This is a genomic window from Pseudomonas sp. CIP-10, assembly GCF_020911845.1.
Classification (GTDB): Bacteria; Pseudomonadota; Gammaproteobacteria; order Pseudomonadales; family Pseudomonadaceae; genus Aquipseudomonas; species Aquipseudomonas alloputida.
In genome coordinates, this window is sequence record NZ_CP087161.1 from 188087 (window position 1) to 211193 (window position 23107).

At 55.0% G+C, this 23107-nt stretch carries 20 protein-coding genes; 4 read left to right on the plus strand and 16 right to left on the minus strand.

All coding sequences use genetic code 11. From position 1 onward, the window contains the following. Positions 1 to 3 precede the first annotated feature (3 nt). Positions 4 to 414, minus strand: a complete 411-nt coding sequence (locus LMH93_RS27985) for a putative toxin-antitoxin system toxin component, PIN family (RefSeq protein WP_003150546.1) — start codon at positions 412 to 414, stop codon at positions 4 to 6. Further along, the gene (locus LMH93_RS27990) at positions 414 to 653 is read right to left on the minus strand and encodes a ribbon-helix-helix domain-containing protein (protein ID WP_003089107.1); all 240 of its coding nucleotides are present in this window, start codon (positions 651 to 653) and stop codon (positions 414 to 416) included. The genes LMH93_RS27985 and LMH93_RS27990 overlap by 1 nt, the downstream gene beginning before the upstream one ends. Positions 654 to 854: 201 nt before the next feature. Here LMH93_RS27990 and LMH93_RS27995 point away from each other — a divergent pair, with 201 nt between their 5' ends. Further along, positions 855 to 1784, plus strand: coding sequence for a recombinase family protein (locus tag LMH93_RS27995; RefSeq protein WP_003150544.1), 930 nt, complete (start codon positions 855 to 857; stop codon positions 1782 to 1784). Between the two features lie 81 nt (positions 1785 to 1865). Further along, positions 1866 to 2321 (plus strand): hypothetical protein, encoded by a 456-nt coding sequence (locus tag LMH93_RS28000; RefSeq protein ID WP_023383814.1) that lies wholly within the window; start codon positions 1866 to 1868, stop codon positions 2319 to 2321. A 60-nt stretch (positions 2322 to 2381) separates the two neighbouring features. Here LMH93_RS28000 and LMH93_RS28005 read toward each other — a convergent pair whose 3' ends face one another. The 3 genes from LMH93_RS28005 to LMH93_RS28015 all read right to left on the minus strand — a co-directional run bounded on the left by LMH93_RS28005 (position 2382) and on the right by LMH93_RS28015 (position 8563). Then, positions 2382 to 4898 carry a hypothetical protein gene (locus LMH93_RS28005; protein ID WP_224459424.1) on the minus strand — a complete coding sequence of 839 codons (2517 nt, stop codon included), beginning with the start codon at positions 4896 to 4898 and terminating at the stop codon, positions 2382 to 2384. Further along, positions 4895 to 7429, minus strand: a complete 2535-nt coding sequence (locus LMH93_RS28010; protein WP_023383812.1) for a DNA topoisomerase — start codon at positions 7427 to 7429, stop codon at positions 4895 to 4897. Before LMH93_RS28010 ends, LMH93_RS28005 begins: the two co-directional genes overlap by 4 nt. A 141-nt stretch (positions 7430 to 7570) precedes the next feature. Continuing rightward, positions 7571 to 8563: a hypothetical protein gene (locus LMH93_RS28015; protein WP_004574787.1), complete on the minus strand. Its 993-nt coding sequence runs from the start codon at positions 8561 to 8563 to the stop codon at positions 7571 to 7573. Positions 8564 to 8849: 286 nt separating this feature from the next. On the opposite strand from LMH93_RS28015, the gene LMH93_RS28020 reads away from it, so the two are divergent. Next, on the plus strand, positions 8850 to 9545 hold the full coding sequence (locus tag LMH93_RS28020; RefSeq protein ID WP_224459423.1) for an XRE family transcriptional regulator: 696 nt from the start codon (positions 8850 to 8852) through the stop codon (positions 9543 to 9545). Positions 9546 to 9593: 48 nt separating this feature from the next. On the opposite strand, the gene LMH93_RS28025 is transcribed toward LMH93_RS28020, so the two are convergent. The 4 genes from LMH93_RS28025 to LMH93_RS28040 all read right to left on the minus strand — a co-directional run bounded on the left by LMH93_RS28025 (position 9594) and on the right by LMH93_RS28040 (position 13010). Beyond that, on the minus strand, positions 9594 to 9914 hold the full coding sequence (locus tag LMH93_RS28025; RefSeq protein ID WP_230065390.1) for a hypothetical protein: 321 nt from the start codon (positions 9912 to 9914) through the stop codon (positions 9594 to 9596). 31 nt (positions 9915 to 9945) lie between these two features. Beyond that, positions 9946 to 11096, minus strand: a protein-coding gene (locus LMH93_RS28030; RefSeq protein ID WP_087535084.1) for an IS3 family transposase whose coding sequence is annotated in 2 segments (ribosomal slippage) — positions 9946 to 10862 and positions 10862 to 11096 — 1152 coding nt in all. Because the reading frame shifts where the segments join, the coding sequence is not laid out codon by codon here. Positions 11097 to 11137: 41 nt separating this feature from the next. Continuing rightward, positions 11138 to 11950: a DUF3150 domain-containing protein gene (locus LMH93_RS28035; RefSeq protein WP_230065391.1), complete on the minus strand. Its 813-nt coding sequence runs from the start codon at positions 11948 to 11950 to the stop codon at positions 11138 to 11140. 115 nt (positions 11951 to 12065) lie between these two features. Next, entirely contained in the window at positions 12066 to 13010 is a 945-nt protein-coding gene (locus LMH93_RS28040) for an AAA family ATPase (protein WP_230065392.1), read from the minus strand. A 110-nt stretch (positions 13011 to 13120) separates the two neighbouring features. Between LMH93_RS28040 and LMH93_RS28045 the strand changes: the two genes are divergently transcribed. After that, positions 13121 to 14101, plus strand: coding sequence for an IS5-like element ISPa16 family transposase (locus tag LMH93_RS28045; protein WP_038410028.1), 981 nt, complete (start codon positions 13121 to 13123; stop codon positions 14099 to 14101). Between the two features lie 350 nt (positions 14102 to 14451). Here LMH93_RS28045 and LMH93_RS28050 read toward each other — a convergent pair whose 3' ends face one another. The 7 genes from LMH93_RS28050 to LMH93_RS28080 form a co-directional block, all read right to left on the minus strand. After that, on the minus strand, positions 14452 to 16185 hold the full coding sequence (locus LMH93_RS28050; RefSeq protein WP_023383809.1) for a VWA domain-containing protein: 1734 nt from the start codon (positions 16183 to 16185) through the stop codon (positions 14452 to 14454). A gap of 80 nt (positions 16186 to 16265) precedes the next feature. Further along, entirely contained in the window at positions 16266 to 16820 is a 555-nt protein-coding gene (locus LMH93_RS28055) for a hypothetical protein (protein ID WP_175442731.1), read from the minus strand. A gap of 101 nt (positions 16821 to 16921) precedes the next feature. Next, on the minus strand, positions 16922 to 18853 hold the full coding sequence (locus tag LMH93_RS28060) for a helicase-related protein (RefSeq protein WP_023383807.1): 1932 nt from the start codon (positions 18851 to 18853) through the stop codon (positions 16922 to 16924). A gap of 141 nt (positions 18854 to 18994) precedes the next feature. Next, positions 18995 to 19459 (minus strand): membrane protein, encoded by a 465-nt coding sequence (locus LMH93_RS28065; RefSeq protein WP_041925804.1) that lies wholly within the window; start codon positions 19457 to 19459, stop codon positions 18995 to 18997. Between the two features lie 306 nt (positions 19460 to 19765). Continuing rightward, positions 19766 to 21358 carry a conjugal transfer protein TraN gene (locus LMH93_RS28070; protein ID WP_217989949.1) on the minus strand — a complete coding sequence of 531 codons (1593 nt, stop codon included), beginning with the start codon at positions 21356 to 21358 and terminating at the stop codon, positions 19766 to 19768. A 12-nt stretch (positions 21359 to 21370) separates the two neighbouring features. Further along, positions 21371 to 22531: a hypothetical protein gene (locus LMH93_RS28075; RefSeq protein ID WP_041925803.1), complete on the minus strand. Its 1161-nt coding sequence runs from the start codon at positions 22529 to 22531 to the stop codon at positions 21371 to 21373. Beyond that, on the minus strand, positions 22528 to 22944 hold the full coding sequence (locus LMH93_RS28080) for a hypothetical protein (RefSeq protein WP_023383803.1): 417 nt from the start codon (positions 22942 to 22944) through the stop codon (positions 22528 to 22530). The genes LMH93_RS28075 and LMH93_RS28080 overlap by 4 nt, the downstream gene beginning before the upstream one ends. Between the last annotated feature and the right edge of the window lie 163 nt (positions 22945 to 23107).

Genomic DNA, 23107 nt, shown 5'->3' on the forward strand with positions numbered 1-23107 from the left:
TGATCACAGCACCTCGACGCAGAACACGGCGGGCGTGACGATCCGCGTGCGTTCGATGTGCCCGCGTTGCAGCAGGCCGGCGCGGCGATCACCGGTTACCAGGTAGTCCGCATCGCCCGCCAAGGCCATGGCCAGCAAAAACGAGTCATCCGGATCATCGGCTTCGACCTCAATGGTCAGGCGCTCCAGTACCACAGCCCGTTGCAGGTTATTGATCATGGCGCCCACCTTGGCGGGCTGTAGGATGGCCTGAAGCTTGGGATAGCGGCTGGCTCGACGAATTTCATCGAGTTGCATCCGCGAGGTCACCACCTCGAAACGCGCCGCCCGCCAGGCACGGTAGATCGCATCGGGCGCGCCATGTGGCGAGATCAGGGCGCTGAACAGGATGTTGGTATCCAACACGACCCGCATCAGCGCTTACGTGCCCAGTCGAGCGCTTCGTCAACCGCGTTGGTCAATTCTGCCTCACTCAGATGGGCGTTAGCGGCCTTGGCCTGCTCAGCGCTCAGCTCCAGGATGTGTGCCCGTACCGCTTCTTCGATGAAGCGCGACAGGTCGCCCTTACGGCCGCCGCCCTGGCTGGCCAGAAACATCCGAAGCGACTGGTCGGTGTCGGCCGAGACGGCGACATTCCAGCGAATGGTATTCATAGCGTTCTCCGCTAATAGGTGTTTGTGTGTTTATACGCCAATCACAAAGGGCGATGCAATGGTTCGACAAAACGAAGGTTTTGCCGAACTCTATCGAGGAATGGCTCGGTTCGTTAAGCTCCCCGCGCTACGGTTCAAATAACTGGTACGCTTAATCAAAGTTCAACTATTACTAACGTAGTCGAGTAAACAGTACTTTTGATGAAGATCGGTTATGCGCGAGTGAGCACTCGGGATCAGAAAGCCGACCTACAAGTCGATGCCCTGAAACAGGCCGGGTGCGAACGCATCTACCAAGACATCGCCAGCGGCGCGAAAAGCGCCCGGCCGGAGTTGGACAAACTGCTGGCCAACGTGCGGCCGGGTGATGCCGTGGTGATCTGGAAGCTGGATCGCCTTGGGCGTTCCCTCAAGCACCTGGTCGAGTTGGTCGGCGAGCTGGCAGAGCGCAAGGTCGGCTTACAGAGCCTGAATGACCCCATCGACACCACCCACGCCCAAGGCCGCCTGGTGTTCAACCTGTTCGCCTCGCTGGCGGAGTTCGAGCGCGAGCTGATCCGCGAGCGGACTCAGGCGGGTCTGTCGGCCGCACGGGCGCGTGGCCGGATCGGTGGCCGTCCCAAGGGCCTGCCAGCCAAGGCTGAGGCCACCGCCATGGCGGCCGAAACCCTCTACCGCGAAGGTCGCCTGAGCGTCAGCGCGATCGGCGAGAAGCTGCACATCTCCAAGAGCACGCTGTACAGCTACCTGCGCCACCGTGGTGTCGAGATCGGCGCGTACCAGAAGAGCGCCAGGTCACGCGACCAGCAGCCTTCGGCCGCGTCGCCGGCAGAGCCGCCCGCCGCCGAGCGGGTGGCCACCGTCACCCTGCGCCTCGCGGTGGTGAATAACAGCAAGTTCGTGCGCGGCCGGAAGCGGGCCACGGAGAACATTGAGCGCTACTGCCTGGAGCCCTATGGCATGAAGCGGCTGGATGCCGGCCACTATGAGTTGACCATTCCGTATCGGAGCGACGATGAGCTGGACAAGAGCGTGCATGACCTGCTGACCGAGATCAGCCAGGAGGCCGACATGCGCAACTGTTTTGTCGAGATGGGCGCCTGGGAAGAAGACACCGAAAAGCGTTGGTAGGGCTTACGTTGGTTTTTGGTTCCATTGCTCCCCAAACCCCAATAACGCACCGCGTGGTGCTACTTTAGATGAGGACTTTTTATGGCTAACCGCAAGACATGCACGGACAGTGCATCTAACGAGGCAGCGCTTCTGCAGGTGTTTGCCACCAACACCTTTCGTAAGGTCATCTTTTTTGCTAGCCCAGATACGGGCGGTTCGCGCAAGGATGGCTCCGAAAACAACTGGCCATTGATGGCTGTGTTGGTCGAGGACCAATCAGGCGAGCTCGACGTTTATGATGGGGATTTCCTTACTGCTACTCGTTACCCGCGCTACCTGGAAGTTAAAGCCGTCTTGGATGCGGCCCAGGCTAGTAACGGCAATGTGTTTTATGCCACAGCTCCACTTCCTTTCACTTCGGGCAAAGGAGAGGATGCAGCTGCGTTGGACATGCTCTCAGTTCAAACCGACGTATTTGATCAGTCGACGCGAGCAAATTATTTCAAACTGCTGAGCCGTTTGACCGAAAAGCAGTACGCTCAGACCTACGACTGATCATGGCTCCCTGGCTTTCTTGATGTCAGCCAGGGAGTCATGATCAGAGCCGGCAGCTCGTCAAAGGTCCAGCTGCATCGGCGCCATCGGAATGCCCACCATTACCACGCCTGGCTTAGGCTCGACGGTAGGCAACTTCCCCGCCCGAATCAGCGTGCTCAATTTCAGTTTTGGGTCGTAGACCATCAGGTCTGACTCCAACACGTAATCAAACCCATCTCTTGTCCCACAAATCGGTATTTCTTCCGCTTTTACTGCTGCGCGGATACCCTCTAGCTGCTCAGCAGGGCCTGGCTTTTTCTTCCTTGGTGCAACGAATGCAGTGAAGTTGGCGCCTGCCTCTTCAAGAGCCCTGAGCGCTGCGGATTCGGCAGCAGGGCTTATCCTTTTCGTTGGGGTTGCATCAGGATCAGGTATGGCTACCGCCACAGGTGCCGGCGCCGGTACGCCTAGATCACCATCATTGTGTATGAGCGAAGCGCCCGGCCCTTCTTCTCCTGCAGTTGAATTCACGCTTTGCTCGGCTGTGTCCACGATCGAGGATTCACTGGGCGCGAATGCGCCGAACACATCATCCACATCATCGACGTCATCGCTCCCTGAGTGCCCAGGTTCTATGGCGAGAAAATCTTCCTCCAGTTCCACCTCCTGCCCGGGACCGAACGAGCTAATCGACAAGCTCTGCAGGTCCTCATCTAGCAAGTCGTCATCTGCACCACCACTCATGAGCGGGTCATCATCCTGCGCCGCTAGCGCTTCAGCGGAGATACCGGATTGCGTCCCTGGAACGTCACTTTGCTCGGAATCACCGCTTGCAGCGCCGGCGAGCGCAGATGTTGCGTGCTCGGTTGAGTCGACTGTTGGAGCATTAGGTTGAGGAACACTCGCGGTATCAGCTATGGGTTGACTAAATCCTTCATCAGCCCGAACTTGTGGTGCTGGTGCTGGTGCTGGTGCTGGTGCTGGTGCTGGTGCTGGTGCTGGTGCTGGTTGTGGCTTCACTTCTTGCTTGCCGGCGATGTTCATCTTCGCGGCGATTTCAGCACTGAAACCACGGGCAACGATCTCCCGAAGCGCATCTGCTTCAGTGATTCCCAGATTGTGCGTGAACAATGGGCGCTCGATATCCAGCTTAGTACCCATGTTGGGTAATCCACTGAGGCCCGCAAGCTCGGGGGTGGTGGCAACTGGCACGACAATAATGCAAGGTTCCCAGGTCGTGAGGTGAGCACCCGTTTGTGCGTTGCGCAACGATACCGAGTACATCGGCAAAAATCGGCTCATGTCGGCGTGATTATGTCGCGAGTACAGCAGCCCCTTCTCTTGGAGCGTCGTCATAAGATTGAGGGTCATTCGGTACCGACCATCACCCTCCTCCAACGACCAGCCCATTTTGGCCAAGATGAGAGATCGAAGGTCCTTTTCCCGGATGACGATCAGTCCATCGTGTTTCTGAGCAATCTTCAGCGTGGAATCTTTGGCCTGGTCACCGGTGCCGTTAACTCTGCCGTACTCCGTCATGATCTCGACGAAGCTGTGATAAATGGCATTGGACTCGTCTTCTGAGATCTCGTGATCACTCAGCGTCTCGGTGATGCTCGACTCGACCATGCCGGTCTTTTTGTCAACCAGGATCAGGAACTCCATGAGCGCCGTCATGCGGTCGTCCAGGCTGAGGCCATTGCGGTCAACCGGGAAATCGCTTGGGTGGTGGTAGTGGGCGATGACCAGGTTCACTGCTTGTCGATCGCGTGCAGGTAAGGCCCAGTATTCCGGGAAGCGTGCAAGAATTCTCGCACCCAGGGCATCGTGCTGGATCCGGTTGTCATCCTGCGGTGTGAGCGCTCCAACCTCCTCCTGGGTCTTAACACTGCCGTCGGGTAGGAGCTCATAGGCTTCCAGCTTACCGATGTCATGCGCCAGGCCCAGAATGGGGATCAGCGGATCAGTGGCGTCAAACCGATATTCCTTGTTTTTCAGGTCAATGATTTTGAATTTGGGCTTGCCCCTGGCCTTTACATAAACCCCGTCGAATACGTATGCGCCAGCATCCTCCAGTGCGGTATCTGCCACGGCCAGACAATGCTCCCAAAGCCGACGATTTCCGTGCCCCCCCTTGCGATGCGATGCAGGGAAGTGCGCATGTGCGGAATAGGTGTCCCAAATAGCCCAGAAAAACGCTACATGTGCCGGCCACTTCTTCTCATTGGCAGCAACCCAAGCCAGCACTTTTTCACTGCCGATGGGGAGACGCTTTGACGCTACCTCGATGCGAGGTAGCGCTGAGGTGGGCATGGGAACCTTGCCGAGCGTCGATCGGGCGCCGTTGAGGATGTTTCCTTTCTTGCCGGCGTATAGCTTGTTCAGTGCTGACAACCTGGTGAACCAGATAAACCAGACACCGATGATCAGACCGGAAACAACGCCCAGGATCCAGTGTGAGACGTTATAGCCCACCAGAGGCCAGTTCTCTAAAAACTCCATGGGAGAACCGCCAAAGGCTCGGGCCGTAAGCAGAAGCCACCAGAAACCGAACACGATGGCCGTTGCGCGAATGACCTTGTTGTTGGCGTTCACAGGAAAGCTCCGCTGTCTGTTTGGACCGTAGGTGACGGCGCCCCGTCTGAACTGGCTGGTTGTTCCTTCGGAACCGGGGCCCCGTTATTGTCCTTTAATGTGTTGGAGCACCCACCGCCCCCCTTCACAAAGCCACTGCAACCCCAGAAAGGAGACTTTTCAGCGTTCCGCAGGTACATGGGTTTGCCGCAGAGGTCACATGGAAATGACTTCGGCCGCTCCACTGGGTCGCCGTCGCGATCGTTCATGGTGTGATTGCACTGCTCTCGATCAACGCAGGCCCAGAAGTGCCCTTTGGGGACTTTGATTTTGCGCATGCCGCCTTGGCATTTCGGGCAGGAAACGACATTACCTTTGGAGTCCCGGGTATTCGCCGTCGGGTCGAAGTAAAACTCGACCTTGCCTGTGTCGAGCAGCTTCAGCCCGGCCTCGAACTTGGTGGATTTCTTCGGATTGACAAAGCCCTTGAGCCCAAGCACTACCTTGTCCCGGAGCAAGGTTTCTGCTTCCGATACTTTCAGCATGCGACTGGCAATCTCCCGCCATATGGAAAATCCGCACTGCCGCTCGCACATGAACGTTCGGGCCTGGATCTCAACTGCGCCGCCGCAGGTGGGGCAGAGAGCGCCAAGCTTCTTGACCTGGACACCTGCGTATTTTTTCTTGATGGAGTCGAGGATTTCCGTGGTCAACTCTGCAAGCTCGGATTTGAAAGCGTCACGCTTGTACGCCCCCTTTTCCATCTGACGGAGCTTGTGCTCCCATTCCCCGGTGAGAACTGGCGACGTAAGGGCATCGATGCCGTTGTCGACCAGGAAACGGTAGACAGTCATCCCCTTTGCGCTGGGAGCAAAGTACTTCTTCTGCTGGATGAGATAGGGCTCTTTTTTTCGGCCTGCGCCGTCCTTGGTGGATTGGAGCGATTCGATCATTGCAGAGCGCGTGACCGGTGTACCCAGCCCCCGCTCCTTCATCGCCTCACGAAGGTCCTCATCCTCTACCAGGCGCCCTGCCGTCTCCATCGCGCCCAGCAACGTGTCCTCGGTGTACCGTTCTGGAGGCTTGGTTTTGAGCATCTTCAGCTCCATGCCCAGCGGAGTGACTGACTCTCCTTTGACGTACCGTGCGAGCTCTTTCTTGTCGTCGGAGTCACCATTTTGATCGGTTACGTCCTCGACGATCCCGGCTCCGTAAACCACCATCCAACCTGGGGACACAAGCACACGACCTGTCGACCTGAAGAGCTCGTCAGCCACCGTCGTAAGCCGGACAGTCACCGAATACTCAGCTGCTGGATGGAACACGGCAATGAAGCGCTTGACGATCATGTCATAGATTTTTTGAACGTCCGGCTCCAGGTCCCCAGCTCGCTTTCCGGTTGGAATGATAGCGAAGTGGTCCGACACCTTCGTCGAGTCAAAAATCTTCTTGTTGGGTCGTACCCAGCCTTCATCGAGCACGCGCTGCGCGTGATCTGCATAGGGGGTTCCAGCAAACATTCCCATGACCTTCTTCGTGTCGTTGATTGCGTCATCGGGAAGGTAGGCAGAGTCAGTCCGCGGGTAAGTAGTGAGGCTGAGCTCCAGGTAAAGTTTCTGGGCAATCTCCAGTGTGTATGCTGCAGAAAACCCAAGCTTGCGGTTCGCCTCTCGCTGCAGCGAGGTGAGGTCGTACAGCTTGCCAGGGCCCGTCTGGGCCGGCTTGACTTCATCCACCACACTGCTCGGTGCGACTCCAGAGCACTTGCTGATCAAAGCATCGGCTTTTGCTCGATCCATGATCCGGTGCTGGGAGCCACCCTTCTGCTCAGTCGTCTGTGGTGCCAACCACTTGCCGGTGTATTTACCAGCAGCAACCCCAAAGCTCCCGTGAACCTCCCAATAGGGCATGGGCCGGAAGGTCAAAATTGCCAGCTCCAAAGCACAAACCAAGGACAGCGTTGGGGTCTGCACGCGGCCAAGCGGGAATATCTCGGCTTTAGCAGTCTCTCGCTCATAGAGGCGTGAGATACCCCGGCTCGCGTTGATGCCGACGATAAAGTCGCCTTCGCTTCTGATCTCTGCTGCCATGGCGAGGTTGTCGAAATCTGCGCCTGGCTGCATGTTCTTGTACGCCTGCCGGATAGCGTCATCGACCATGGATCTCATCCACATCCGAAGCATTGGCTTTGTGCATCCAGCCATTTTGTAGATGAGCCTGAATATGAGCTCGCCCTCGCGGCCGGCATCGCACGCGTTCGCAACAGCGGTGACGTCAGGCCGACGCATTAGGCGTTGCAGCACGTTATAGAACTTGGCCTTTGGCTCAATGACCCTCAGGTCGAATTGATCTGGGATCACAGGCAGATTGCCGATGTCCCGCCCTCCCTTGGCCATTTCCTCTGAATGGATTTCAACCAGGTGGCCGGCAGCGGGGGCAAGAATAGCGTTCTCGCTCTCCAGCCATGATTCCACCTTGCTGAATCCTCCGACCGCTTGCGCGATTGAGACCGCTACGGTTGCTTTTTCAGTGATGATCAGTGTCTTGCCCATGCGGACTAGCCTTCCAGTGCAGAATTACATTTCTTCCAAGCTGCCGGCCTAGCCAGACGGCTGCTGGGTGAGAAACAAAAAAGCCATCGACTCCAGTGCTGGATCTCGATGGCTTCACAGAACGAGGTGAGGCGGCCGCTGCTATGCGTCTTGTTGCTCACCTGGAGTTGCAGGCGTGCTTGCCGAGTCGGAACCAAAGGCCGAGGCGAACATGGCGCTGCGCTCTGCATCTCCTTGTTTCGGCTGCGGCGCCTGGGTACCGTGGCCCTTGAAGAGCTCAGCCGCCCAGCTTGGCACGATCTTGATGTGGCCAGAGTCCGGGAGCACAGGGCCTGGCATGTCCTTGGCCTGAATGAACGGAATTTTGGACACTTCGGCGATCCCTGTTTCACCATCCGGCAGGGAGATTGCCTTTACGTCCATACGGAATTCGCCGTTGACGATGATAGGCATGCCGCGGGCGAGTTTCTCAGACAGCGGCTGCAGATTACGGCCGTACCAACGAACAGGGATGCAGGCATCGGTGTCCTTCGACTGCCGAATCAGCACGACCAGGCGGTCGTTGATTGGAGTACCGTCTACGGGATGTTTGCGGTTGCGTTCCAGCGACTTGGCTTGAATGAAGCCTGCGATACGGATCTGGTTCGAGGCGTTCTTGTTGAGATCCATTGCCTTCCAATCGAACGAGTTGAGACGGTCTTCTGTGCCAGCGCTGGGTAGACTCTCCAGCTGTGCCACAGAATCCGGAGTACCGGAGTCCTTTGCCGCTGCGTGCACGGCTACATCCCATTTCCGCATGAAGTCGTCTCGAAAACGCCCTCCAAGGTGCATCAGGTTTGGAGCTTCGAATCGGATGCTCTTCACCCGTGCAATACGGTTATCACCCTCGATGGCGCCATCGGTGTGAACGAACGCCATGATGAGGTCCCACTCCTTGATGTCCTTGGGGATCGGCGACTTCTTGGGATCGTAGTGGATGGGAAGCATGTGGTTTTCCGCCCGGGTCTGCTGGATGTAGCAGATCCCCTTGACCGGATCATTCAACCGCAGGACGCCGGCGATGTAGCCAGAGTTGAGCATCCCGTTTGGATACGAATAGGAGTCAGGCTTCCGCTTTGCGTCCTGGGGCAGCATTGAGTACCTCGATACGTGAATGGCTTGGTTTTCTCAAGAATACGCAACACGTACCAATAATACAAGGCGAATCAAAATGCACTTGTCGCGTGCTTGGCGGTCACAGAGCTACCTGCAAGGGGGCACATCCAGCCCAAAAGTCTCTTTTTCCACCGGAACAAGAGATTTGAATCTTGTTGTTAACTGTGTAGAATCTTTTTTAAATTTATACTGGATTTCTCTGCTTTATTTGTTTAGGGAGCGTCCTGAATCGTGTTAGACGCCGCGACCAACCTGGAGCCGCACAATGCCCAAAGCTAGCGACAAGACCGCAAGTGAATCGACAGGACGGCGGTCTCAAGCGCCCGCCAAAGCACCAGCAAAACCAGCTGCAAAAGCTGCGGCGAAGCCGGTAGCTAAAAAGCCTACTGCAAAAACGCAAGCCCCTCAGGCTGCTACGCCTAAGAGGCCTCGTGCTTCTGCCAAGGCCAAAACAGCAGTACCAGAAGATAAGGGACATGCAGCAGTCGAAACTCGGAACACTATGCCGGGCTCTCGCCTCGTCAAGATGATCAAAAAGGTGATCATCGATCGTGGACTACCTGATCGTGCAATTGCCGATGTCATGGGTATCACGGTCATCTACTGGAACTCCCTGGCTAACGGGAACCGCCAGATACGATCGCTGGGTAAGGAAAAGCTGCAAATGGTGGCTGAATTCCTTGGCCTCCCCCTCATCCAGGTTTACAACCTGGCTGATTTCTTCACGCCAGAAGATTTTGTGTACAAGAAAGATCTTGATGAGCAGCTCTGGCTGTCGATCGAGAAGATGGGTAGTGATCCTACCTGGGCGGGCTATATCCCGAAGCCGGATGAATGGGCGCAAACGCCTCTCTCCGTTCGCATGACCATGGTGTTGCTGTATGAGCAGCTCTCTGGGCGCCAGCTGTTGGCTAAGGCCGAAATCGAGCTGCCTGGTGTGCAACCGCCGCCGGTGGCTTAATTTGCGGGAATAAAGAAACCCCGGTCATTGACCGGGGTTTTTTTTGGGTTAGAAGATGAACGGAGCCGATGGTGGCTGCGAGGTGGTGTCCGATGGCACAACCTTTTCAGGCTCTACCAGGGTTTTTTCAGGTTCAGCCGCAAAGAAGAGGTTCTCCTCTGTCTTGCGACCAGTTGGAAGTGGCGGAATCACAGAGACCTCAGGAACGATGGTAACTTCATTTTGTTCTGCTTGAGGATGAATAGTTGCAGATGCTGAGCTACTGAAGAAGACGTTATCGTCAGCAACAGCCGGCGCTGAATCAGAAGCCGATACATTCAAAGGATCAAACTCGGTGGCATGTTCTCCAAGGATTTTTTCAGGATCCATGCAGAAGGACAACTGAATCGCCCCTGGTTTTCTAGACACTCTCCAAGCTCAGGAAATAGCGTTTCTCATACTCTACTGGAGACAGCTGCATAGCACTGCTGTGTCGGCGTTTAGGGTTATAGAACATCTCGATGTAATCGAAAATATCACTTCGGGCTTCTTCACGGGTTGTGTAGATCTTTCGTCGGATTCGCTCTCGCTTCAAAAGCTGGAAAAAGCTCTCGGCTACGGCATTGTCGTGGCAGTTTCCCCGCCGGCTCATGCTGCTGATTACATTGTTGGCCTTCAAAAAGCTTTTCCAATCCGAGCTACTGAACTGACTGCCTTGATCTGAGTGAATCATAACTTGCTGCTGAGGCTTGCGTCGCCAAACAGCCATCAACATCGCGTCGATAGCCAGGTCGCTGCACATCCTTGGCTTCATTGACCAACCAATTACTTGGCGTGAGAACAGATCCAGCACTACCGCGAGGTAGAGCCACCCTTCATAGGTGCGGATGTAAGTGATATCTGTCACCCAGACCTTGTTCGGCTCACTTACCTTGAACTGCCGCGCGAGGTGGTTGGGCGAGGCCACTGTTGGTTTTCCACCATAGAACCCTGGACGCCGCCGATAGCCCGTTTGAGAACGCAGCCCCTCCGCCTGCATCAAGCGCCTGACTCGATTTCGGCCGCATTCCTCTCCCAGCTCACGCAGGTCATCGTGAATTTTGCGGTAGCCGTATACACCTCCGCTTTCCAGCCAAGCGTGTTTGATCAAGCCAAGCAGACGTTGATCTTCTTTTGCTCGGGCAGATTGAGGCTCGGCCAGCCAGGCGTAATAGCCGCTGGGGTGCACCTTGAGGGTTTGGCAAAGGCGCCGCACCGGGTAATCAGTCGAGTGCTTCTTGATGAAGGCGTACTTCAGCCGCACTCCTTGGCAAAGTACGCGGCGGCCTTTTTTAAGATGTCTCGCTCTTCCGTCACGCGCTTGAGTTCAGCGCGTAGCTTGCGCAGTTCGGCCTGCTGATCGTCGTCTTGCTGACGCTGCTCTTGGGGCTTGCTGTAGACCTTGATCCAGGCGTAAAGACTGTGCACGGACATGCCCAGGCGCTGGGCGACATCGGCGACAGGTTTGCCTTTCTCGGTCACTTGCTTGACCGCTTCGATCTTGAATTCTTCGGGGTAACGCTGACGACTCATGGCACCTCCTATTTGGGCCTCATTATGAGGCTTGGAGGTGTCTACGAAACCAGGGGCGATTCAAACAAGCCAGATACTTGGATGTAAGCAACCCCTTCAATGCTCGGTCCGCTCGGAACAGCAGCCAACACCGATGCACACATTTTCTCCAAGTTAGAGAATTTGCTTGAAAGAACGCTCATAGCTTCAGCTTTGTCCTGAACCCGACGGATCAAACCCAGGATTCTCGACGTCGTTTTGCCGTTGCCCTTGCGAGTCCAGGAGCGATTTACATCTTCCGCGATCTCCAAAGCGGCCTGGCCGACTAAGCCTTTAACTTCCGTTTGAAGTGCATCTTCTTCGCCAAAGTAGCTGGTGTTGCTGATACGAATCGCCGAAGTGTCAAAGGTCAACAGTCTTTCGAGCACTTGTGCCTGTGGAGCATGCTGGCGGATCAAATCTGCACGGGATTTACCACCTGGTGTTGTAACCGCGTTTGCAGGAGAGCTAGCCCACTTCTCCACCAGGTCCGGTAAAGTGTTTAGGAAGGAAGCCTTTTCAACCAGATATTTTCCTTTGATCGCATGCAGCACTTTTGCAAGCTCGTCTGCGTGTTGGGTGGGTACAAAGTATCCGCGGATACGATTGTTTACCTTTCGAGAAACCCCTACTTTAAGGATTTCTCGCTTGGCTTCCGATCGGTATTTGTTAACCCAAGCGAATGCGCCCGACGGCAGCATGCGCCCGACCTCGCGGATGAAGTCATCCCCATCTACAGTTTTCTCACCGGTGCTTCCACCAATGATGACGTCAAAAAGCACTACATCCTGAAGGATGCTGATGCCCAATTCATCGGTTTGCTTGGTAGTGCTCATGGTGGTTCTCCTGAAATTGAAAGAGCGGGTCCCTTGCGAAAGACCCAGTGACAGGAGATGCCTCACAGGCACCCATAAACGAAAAAACCCCGGCGAGCCGGGGTATGGTGAAGCGTTAGACTTTTCCGACGATCGTCGACCAGGTGCTCAGGATCGCAGCAGCCTCATCGTGCGGTGCGAAGTCCAGAACTGTCACTTGCAGAGCAAGCTTCTGGCTTTCTTCAGTCGTTTTGCCCATCTGCATGAGGAGCTTGTAGTTCATCGCCCAGTTCAGCACATTACGGGTTGTAATGGTGAAGTTGAAGGCCATCCCCCCTGCCCCAGCATCCTCGTTGAGAGCGATGAAGTTCGCCCGAACTTTGGCTGCCAGGGTTGCCATGGATTTTGCAACCAGTGGATCAGTATTCGTCTGGTCTACAATGAGGTTGGCTTCACGACCCTCCTCCATGTAGGTGCAGAACATCGAATTGAAGCGGTCCATCGTCGCGATGTTCATTTTCTTGGTACCCCTGTAGCCAGTAGCGCTACCGCCTTTGCCGCCAGCAGACCCTTGGCCGTTTGTGTTGCCAGTAGCAGCGATCAAGCATCCAGGAGCAATCGGGATCACTTCGTTGGTCTGATCAAGAAAGATCGGCTTGCCATCCAGAATACCGTTGAGACCCATCTGGATCTGTGGTGGTAACTGATCGAACTCATCCAAGAGCAGGATGGAGTTGGGGGTTTTAGCCCATTGGCACACCTTCCCATAGATCCACTTCATGCCTTCGGGGCCGCACAATTTCCAACTGCCGAAGAGGTCAGAAAGAGTGGTTTCCTCGGAACATTGAACGGTGAAAACCGACCTGCCCGTACGGGACGCAAAGGCCTCGACTAACGTGGTTTTGCCGGCGCCGGTTGGCCCGTAGATGTAGGTCGCTTTCTTGATGGATGCCTTGAAAAAGTCCTGTGGAAGTCCTGCTGAAGCTGCCCAAAGGATCAGGCGCGTAAGCAATTCATCGTCGAAGCTGTAAGGTACGATTTTTGGTGTGAAGCGTGTTTCAGCAAAGATCTTGGTCTGCATTCCATTGAAAAATGGTGCTGTTGTACCGAAAACCTCTGGTGCTAAGGAAGGTCTGAAAAAGACTTCCCGAATCTGGTGAAATACGCCGATCCCGCCAGCCGAGTTTTTCCATGAAGCAGATGACCTTCGCCGACGCCGAGTACGCCGGCAAGCGCAAGCAGACCCGTAAGGAATTGTTCCTGATCGAGATGGATCAGGTGGTGCCGTGGAAGGGATTGATTGCCCTGATCGAGCCACACTACCCAAAGGGTGAAGGTGGTCGTCCAGCCTATCCGCTGATGGCCATGTTACGTATCCATCTGATGCAGAACTGGTTCGGCTACAGCGACCCGGCCATGGAAGAAGCGCTCTACGAGACGACCATCCTGCGTCAGTTCGCCGGGCTGAGCCTGGAGCGCATTCCCGACGAAACCACCATCCTCAACTTCCGTCGTTTGCTGGAGAAACATGAGCTGGCAGCCGGCATCCTCGGCGTAATCAATGGCTACCTGGGGGATCGCGGCCTGTCGCTGCGCCAGGGCACTATCGTCGATGCCACACTGATCCACGCACCCAGCTCGACCAAGAACCAGGACGGCAAGCGCGACCCGGAAATGCACCAGAGCAAGAAAGGGAACCAGTATTACTTTGGCATGAAGGCGCACATCGGCGTGGATGATGAGTCGGGGCTGGTACACAGCGTGGTAGGCACGGCAGCCAACGTGGCGGATATCACCCAGGTCGACAAACTGCTGCACGGTAACGAGAACGTCGTCTGCGCCGATGCCGGCTACACCGGCGTCGAAAAGCGCCCCGAACATGCGGGCCGCGAAGTGATCTGGCAGGTCGCAGCACGCCGCAGCACCTACAAGAAGCTCGATAAACGCAGCGCCCTGTACAAAGCCAAGCGCAAGATCGAGAAGGCCAAGGCACAAGTGCGAGCGAAGGTCGAGCACCCGTTTCGAGTGATCAAGCGCCAGTTCGGTTACGTGAAGGTGCGCTTCCGTGGCCTGGCCAAGAACACCGCTCAGCTGGTGACGCTGTTCGCGCTGTCGAACCTATGGATGGCGCGCCGACATTTGCTGACTACCGCAGGACAGGTGCACCTGTAATGCGGAAAATGGCTGCTGCGAGGTGCTCGCGGCGGCCAAAAACGGAGAACTGAGCGGGTTACCTGGTCGATTTTGATCGACGGCCCGCTTTCAAAAGCAGCAAGGGCTGAAGTCGACCGGAAATACAGGGTTACTTCAGACCTTCCCTAAACGGACTTCAATTGGATTGAGGGTGTCGATTCCAGCGTCGAGTTGCGGGTCGTTGATGTGTTGGAAAGCAGTCATGGTCAAATCCCCAGTAGGCAATGGATGGCCTCTTGCGAAGGCCTGGTACAAGGGGATGCCTAACACGCGAGTAGAAACATAAAAAACCGGACTCCAAGGAGTCCGGCTGGTCTTTCGTTTTGGCTCTATACGATACCCTGCTTCAACGCTGCAAAAACGGCTGTCGCGAGGTCTTTGTCGGATTGTGCCACTCCACAGGCCAAACCCAGGTCAGCGTAGCGTTTATGGTACCCATCACCGATCAGGACGAAGCGTACTTCGATGCCCATCAGCATTGCTTCATCAACGGCTGAACGCAGCACATCGCTATTCCCAGGATCCCCGTCAGTAACCACAATCAGAATTCTGCGGGCCTCCGGTCGATCGATGAGTTTCTTGAGCGCCCAGACCACAGCAAGGTGAGTTTTCGTACCATTTTTGGGCTCAGGGCTGTACCGTTGCAATGTACCGGCCCAGCTCTCTTCAAACCCATGCCATTCACGAACTACTGTGTTGTAGGTAGCAATTCCAAATGGAATGGCCGAGTTATTCAAAACTTCACCTACTGCCACCGAAACCCGGTTGCAAGCTTCCTGTGCTGAGATCCGATCGTCACTCTCATCCTTCTTTGGAATTGGTCCAAATTTATTGTCCATGGAAGAGCTTTCGTCACCCAAAAGGTAGAAACAGGTGTCAATCTCCTCCGCTTGCTTTCTTCTGGTGCAGATTAGGTCGTCTCCCACTGCGTATCGCCAAAGTTTTCGAGTGTTGAGCCTTCCTTCACTTGCAGCCCATACTTCATTTTGGGTGATTGTTTCTATGAGTTCCTCGAAAGTCGCTGAGAGTATTGCAGCTGTCTTCTGAGCGCCAGCCCGAAGAAGGCTACGATTTTCAAATGAGCCACCAGACTTTGAAAGACTCAATTCCTTCATCTCGTTTGAGGCGTCTGGCTGATAGCCTCCCAACCGATTCTGACTCACGCCAGGCAGGCTGGAACAGATGACATCTTCTAACCCTTTTGCATAGCTTCCACAATCAATCTGGCTCGCGTTCAGCACTTGGTTTATGGCGTCGGAGATGTTACCGGGAGTACTGGGTTGGCCATTACTACCTGGTTGCCCCGGAGAACCAGGTTCACCTTGCGGGTTGTGGCTACCAGATCCTTGTTGCGGGGGGCTCTTCTGTTGGTCCTTAGTCAGTTGGAGTAGATCCACAATCTCATTCGCTGCAAGGTTCGCACCCTGAGTGTCTGATGCATTGCAGCCCTTTACAGCAATCGCCTTCACTTGCTCAACCAAAGGTGCACCGAACGTTGCAATAGCCAGTGCGCGATACGCGATAGCGAAGTCCTTCAGACAGGTTTGTTCAAGGAGCTCACTACGAAGCTCAGTGACCAACCAGGCAACGAGAATTGACTGAGGTGTTTCTTGGCCAGCGACTGGACCGTGAAAAACTCCTCTTTTCACCAGGATCTTTAAGGTGTTGTGAATATTCGCGTTGGCACCACGAAAGCGGGGCTTTGCCAATAGCTCGCCGCGGGGATCCTCTAGAACGTTCAGCAGTGTTCCGGAGATATCTGGCTTCATCAAAACAGAAAAGTCCGTGTGCAGGCCGTGGCAGAGAATTTCATGGTCGAGTAGACCTTGGATCAATTCGAGATCTTCATCAGTACCCATGGCAGCGGTCAGAGGCAAGGTCAGAAGTAACCCACCAGCAACCTTTTGATCCGGGCCAATCGAAGCAGTTTTAATGTTGGCCCAGATGACACGCACCCGTCGCCCCAGCTTGTTCGCTTCCGCGATCAGCAGATGGGTATAGAGGTAAATGTGACGCATCGAGACTTTGGACGTTGCAGGAAGCTGCGCTTGAGCGAGACCCATGGATATCCCCTTCTATTGAGTGACGGCATCGGCGATGCCTTTGCCTTACGAAGGGGAATGCTTGACACGTGATTAGAAAATCAATCGTCACCCTGTGGCAGTTCGATACCATGCTTTTGCAATTGCTCACGAAGAGCGCACTGCAGGTCCTTCATGAGAGCTTTGCCATCGAGGGCTGGGGCTGCAGGCTCAACTGGCGCCGGCGTCTGTGATTGGTGGACCAAGGTGGGTGGTAGGGGCCGGCCGTTGGCTTTGTACCGGGCAATGTAGTCCTCAACAATGTCACGTAGGAGTGCCGACGATGTAAGGCCTGGGTGGGATGACTGCGACATCTCAGCTACGATCGCTTGAAAATCTTCTTCAGTTGTACGGCTTACGCGGGTCGACAATGGCTGATCAGCGCTCTCCCGGCTTGCGAAGTTGATTTTCTCAGCCTGGCCCAGGTAGGGCTCCAGGATCGGGGCCATCAGGTCTCGTACTACCTCGTCATCCACATACTGGTAGCACTGGATTTTAACGGTGCGGCTTAAGAAGCCCACCAGGATGGGAGAGCTCTCGACCGCTTCAAGCAGGCGCAGCTCCGCAACCGCATCATTAGCGTACTTCAAAACGGTTGGCATACTGATGACATACATGCGGCCGACGTCGCGGGCTATGTCCCCGGAGAGTAGTCGCTGGTAAATCGCTACCTTGACAGCGAGCGGTGTTGATTTCGCGGCCAATTTGTCCCCCTGTCCTATTCCTGAGCCGGTATGAGGCCCGCTTTGACTGCGCCAGCCATGATTTCACCATGACTTAGCCGTAAACCGAAGAACAACGGTCGATTGGCACCAGATTGCTTTTCACCCTCTAGGCTCAGATCACCATAGCCGCGACTCTCCGCATCTTTCTCGGCGAGCACGAACCCATCATTGCAGGCTGTCAAAAGTCGCAAGCGCGATGACGCTGACTGTTTGATGGGGCTCGGCAGATACATGATGAAAAACCCACGCCCCCCCTTACGAGCTACCCGACCACGGAGCTGGTGCAACTGAGCCACACCAAAGTGCTCGGGGCTCACTGCAACTAGCAAAGTCAGACCGGGGAAGGTAACGCCTACCTCGATCACAGTGGAGGCGACCAAAAGTTTCAGTTGCCCGGCCTTCATCTTGTTTATGACGTCAGTCTTTTCGTCATCCGTCATTCCCCCATGGACCCGGCCTACGTCGTCTCCCAAGCTCCTCCTGAATCGCTCGTAGGCGGCTTCCACGGCATTGCGAGTTTCAGCCTCACCATTGACGACGGGATAGACGAACGCTGCTTGTCCGCCCTGCTTGATGATCTGCATAACGAGATCATGCAACTTCTGCCTAGCGTTGTGCGTGATGATCCTTGTTACGATCTCCCGCGGTACCGGCGTGGTCCTCAGAATTGAGATTGGCAGGCCTCCGAGCTTGACCAGTGCAACCGTTCTGGGAATCGCGGTTGCCGTTGATTCAAGGAAGTTGGTATGGGGCGCGATGAGCTTCTGCCGTTGCGCCACAGAGAATCGTTGCTGCTCGTCAGCGATGACCAGGTCGAAGACTATCCCCGCTTTTTTGGCGGCAGAAAGCACAGCAGTGGTGCCGACAACGATTCCCGCAGACAGGTCAATATTGGTCTTGCCCACCGGACCGACAACAGTGACAACGGGGATTTCGTAGAAGAGGCTGCTCAACTCGGCCGCCAGTTGCTGCGCCAAGATTTGCCCGGGCGCGATGATGGCAACCTTTGCCCCCGCGAGGTAGCTTGCCGCAGCTGGAACCATGAACGTGAATGACTTGCCCGTACTGACATCACCCGACAGGACACGCTGCATCGGATAGGGCGACCTGAGGTCTGACACGATCTCGTCGATGGCTTGAAGCTGGTCGGCAGACGGCGAGAAAGGAGCACGCCTGATTAAATCAGCAACCTGGACTCGGTCGATTCGGAGGAGGGCTCCTTTCACTGCTGGTCGGTTGCGATGAGCCTCAACGCGATTAACAAGCGCCTGTATGCATACGGCCTTGGCAATCCTCACCGCCTCGTCTCCCTCACGCACTGACAAAGGCGTGTGCAGGTTACGCAGCAAGTCAGCAGGGTCGACAAGGCCTGTCAGCTTCCGGAAGTCATCTTCGTGCATCAGGGCCTGTTCTAGGAGCAGGCAGGCTGCCTCGTTGATGTGTGCCATCGCTGCGGTGATGGCCTCACCAAGAACTTCAGCACTCACCTGATTCTGCTTTCCCTGATAGACGGGCATCACCCGTCCAATCATCGCAGGGGGTATGACCATTGGGTTGGACATGGAGGGACGGCCCTCATAGGTGACCACCTCGCCGTAGGTGTGCACCGTCGCGCCAAAGTCGTACGCCATCCAGGGTTCGATCGAAGGCTTACCAATCAAGCTGATGTGCAGACGCTGACCTCGCCCGTCGACCACTTTGACGAATCCGCGGAACGCCCCTTTGGCCTCTTGCAAGGGCGCACCGGTGCGATCGTAGATCGATCGCTCGATTAGGGTGAGCGCCATGTACGAGGCTTCGCCAGTGTCAGGCAAGGGAAGCACCACAATGGGGTCGTGAAAATCCCTGTATTCCTTCGGTACCGTCAGAAGGCACTCGGGCAGCGATGTGAACCCCAGGCGTGTGAGGCGGCCTATGTCATGCATAATCTGATTTCGCGGTTGATGATCGAATATGAATAGTCACGCGTAACTATAACTCAAGAGAATCAAATAGCACTCGCTTGGTTCCGGTGCCGGCACAAAAAAGCCCTAGACGAATGATGTCGTCTAGGGCTGGGTGGAACATTAGTGGCTGACCCGAGAGTCGCCGGTTTGGCCTGTGATCAAGCGAACCGAATCACCAGGGGCGAAGGTTTCAGCTGGATCTTTTGCCTGGGTGACCGCCTGCAAGCTACCGTCACTGGTCATTTTAACGGTGATCTCGACCCCATCAGCATCGTGGGCTTTTTTGTCGACCGCAGCACCAATGGCGGCGCCAACTGCACCTGCGACGACCATCACGGCCAGTTGTCCCAGACCACCACCGCCATTGCTGCCGGCGATAGCGCCCAAGGCACCACCAGCCATGCCGCCGATTGGCGAGGGCTTCCCATTGATTTTGACATCACGAACAGAGTCGACGACACCGAGTTCAACCTTCATCTTCTGCATGGCAGTTGCTTGGGAGTAATCCCGGTTCGTCATGTTCGAGGCGCAACCAGACATTGCAGCAGTAGTGACGATCAGCAGAGATGCGATAATTTTATTCATAATTTTTATCCTTAAGTCAGTTGTTCGCTTTAATAGTGCGAATTAGAAAGAGCACAGGACGGCGACGGCCGAGACGGTGTGATCCAATCCTGAATGGGTCTTGGGTTAGCTTTACACTCACGGGATGTGCCACACGGGTTTGTAAACGGCGGCGAAAAAAACTGATTGGCAGTTATAGGTCCGTGTAAATCATCTCTTAAGCCCCATTCTCTTTTCCTTCACAAGGCCGTGTATTAATCGGTTGCCCGGACACACCCAGCCAAAAAAAAGCCCCGCTAATTTGCGGGGCTCTAGAGGGTTTCCGTTTTAGTTGTATGTGTTGTCGCTGGCTTTTTGTGAGATGTCATCCTGAATGTTTTTGACCTCAGGAAGAACGGTTGCATTCATGACATCATCTACGAACTCGGAGAGGTCGAGTGCTGAGAAGTCAATTTGCTGGAACTCCTCCACTGTAAATCCGCCACAACTAGGGCTTTCGGGTGTTCCCCAGCCCTTCCCTATCTGTGGCTTGCCCTGTTCGTTGATGATTTTTGCAAGCACAGAGTTGTAGCAGCAGTACGCCTCAGTGGTTTCGAGGCATGCACCAAAGACTTTTTTAGAGCAGTAGCTACCGACCAGGTGACACAGGTTTGCGCCACGATGCATCCCAAGTTGCTGCTCCTCTGGCTCGCAGGACTTGAGCTCCATTACTACTTGAATTGCGACAGCAATCGCAAAGCTGTACGGGTCGAAGTAAAAGCCGCCGCCAAGGCCATAAACAGGGCCACCAAGCATACCTGTGGCAGGGATGGTTCCACCGACGGCATAGCTCAAGCCGTAGACACTGAAGCTAAGTGTTGGCGCAGATGGCGCCGCCGCCCCCAAAGCAGAAGCACCTTGTTTTACCCACTCGACGTTGTTGTACGCAAAGTCATACATGTATTTCGAGCCATAGCTAGCTAGGCCTCCTCCGACAGTAGAGACTGCCTGGCCCATAATGGAGAAGTTGGTTTCAGCTCCGCTACTTTTACCGCAGCAGTTTTTAATACCACCGTACCCTTTTCGGCAGGATTCATCTTCACCGCCAAACAGTTCGCCGTCCGAACCATACACACCGGCTTCACGAGCTGCCTCTTTAGCTGCAACAGCTTTGGCGAAATCGCTATCAGATGGATAGCTGGTGTCCCAGCAGACACCCTCGTAGCAGGAGACTTTCGTGCTGCAATCCTCGGTGGTGGTCGTCTCACCCTTTTTGGTAATACAACTATAGGTGATCTGGGACATAACGCAGCCGATCGGATCGGTACTCTCGATGCACGTCTGGACGATTTTCTTACAGCCCTTGTCCTCGTATTGCTGGCAGTCGTTCTTTTTGTCAGGGTTGATGCAGGAATAGTCGTCCTTGTATTTCCAGCATGCCTTATAGACCGGCAACCCGTTGATGACCCGGGTTTCCGGTCCCTCAACGCACGTGTGCGACGCGATATAGCACAGCGGGTTTGTAGCGAGTGGGTCGCACTGGCTGGTGTCGAGCTCGTCGCGGATAATCGTATGGGTGTCGTCCAACTGTATGGTGTCGGACGGCTTTGGTGTGGCCGGATTGTCGCAACGATAAGTTCGCTGCTCGACCAGGCACGTGCCGTTCCAAGCGGTGGAAATGCAGGATGTTGAGGTTTGATAACAGCCAGCGACCTTCGAAATGGCGGCACAATAATCAACAGAGTCAGGCTTCACGCATTCGTATGTAGATCTATATCGCCAACAAGCCTTGTAGATTAAGTTGCCCGCAATATTTCGGGTTTCGGCGCCCTCTACGCATGTTTCCCCTGTTTTACGGCAGTCAGCCGCATGGGAGAAGGTTGCAAAAAAAACTAACACCATTAGCGGAATCAGTTTCTTCCAAACGTTTCTAATACTCATCCGTTATAACCCCTACTGAGCGCGAGCATTCAGCGCGCTACATTGATCAGTCCATGTTTCGGTGCAGGGGCCGTTGCACAGCATCCGAGCGTACATTGTGATGTAAGTTTCGCCTCCGCCACCTACAGCTGTGATCGTTTCAAGCTTGTTGACACCAGCCACCAGGTAAGGAATCAGATTGATGTTTGGTTTCGCCCCCCAGCTTTTACCAAGCTCCCGGTTGCGCTGTACTCCATCACCGATGTTAACTTTGCCGTTGCTGAAAAGGGACAGCTCAGTACCGCCATAAGGACCACTGAACAAATAAGTACCGTTGATTTTGATCAGGATGTAGTCGTCGTAGTACACGGATGCGAGCGTAAACTCGGTGAGCATTGTCGGGTCTTTGACTTCGAACTCAAGCGAACGCGGATAAATACCATCGCGCCAGTAGTTGTCACCGATGGAGCCGAACTGAAGCGCATAGGTACCGTTAGAGTTGGCCAGCTTCCAGGAAGTGTACATGTCGGATTGTGTGGTTCCTGGCACAATACCTCCGTTGTCGCATCCTACAATAGGCGGCTCGCAGGCCATGGTGAGGTAACGGTCACACGTGACGTTCTCGATAGCGTTGTGTGTCACATTGCACTGAAAATTTGCCTTTGTGTCGACATCAACGACTTGACCCATTGAGCAATATTTTGCTTCGCTCAAGTTGTACTCGTTGCATACCTCCGTCGAGTAGATGTCCGGGGTGGTTGTGGTTTTGGTACCGCAGTTTTCAGTGATATCGCCTGGCTTGGCATTGTTGATGATTTCACCGATCCCGCTGATGATCGGGTCGTTCTCGTCGACATCAACTTTGACTCGTTCGTAGGGATTCTTTGCCAAGAAGTTGACAGCATCGCATTCTTGGTTCGCGATCTGGTCGGGGCCGTCTGGCTCTGTCTTGCACGTGTTTATCCGTGCGGTACCGACGTTGAATAGTGATGTGCTGCCGAACTGTGAAGACTGCGATGGCGTGTCTGTGTAGAAAGGCATCGCCTTCGCATTGGATGAGCTCACGTTGGAGGAAAGTTTACTGAGGTTTGCCTTGCCGAGCTCTGTCCCCTCAGAGTGTGGATCAGCCACAACTGTGGTTGACAGCACGAGAGCCGCGGCCAAGGTCAGCAGGCCATTGATTCTGGATTTCATTTGGACTGGACCTTGTTGACCTTGGTCGCCGATTGCGGTTCTTGAGTGAACAAACTCGGGTCTGCCGGTGGCGCTCCGTCCTCACAGACGTTCATCCCCCAGCCAACTTCAAGTGGTCCGGACCCCCCATTGACTTTCGGTACCATCTGCTGGGTGAACTGAATGGCTACGCGAGCACAGCCTGGCTGCTTCAACTGCTCTACGACTTTGGCTTCCACCATGATCGGTTCACGGGAATGGGTTTGAGCCATCCAGACGTCAGCCTGGTCACCGGTTAGCTCAGCGGATGCATGTCCGGATTTCACAGCTTCGATCAGAATTTCTTTTGAGGTGTCGGCGTGCGCTGCGAATGGGGCGGCGGCGAGGACGATGAAGGAGGTGCACAGGGACAACAGCTTGGCTCTGAAATGCATTTCGGCTTCCCGGATACTGACAGTATTTTACACGTAAATGTAAGGCACTTTGGTATCGAAATCAATCTGGCAGATTGGAGGCCGGCTGAACGCCACTAGCCATCGGGAACGTATCCGCAAGTGATCTGGCGCCGGTTACGCTCAAAGAAGCCCTCAGTTCAGA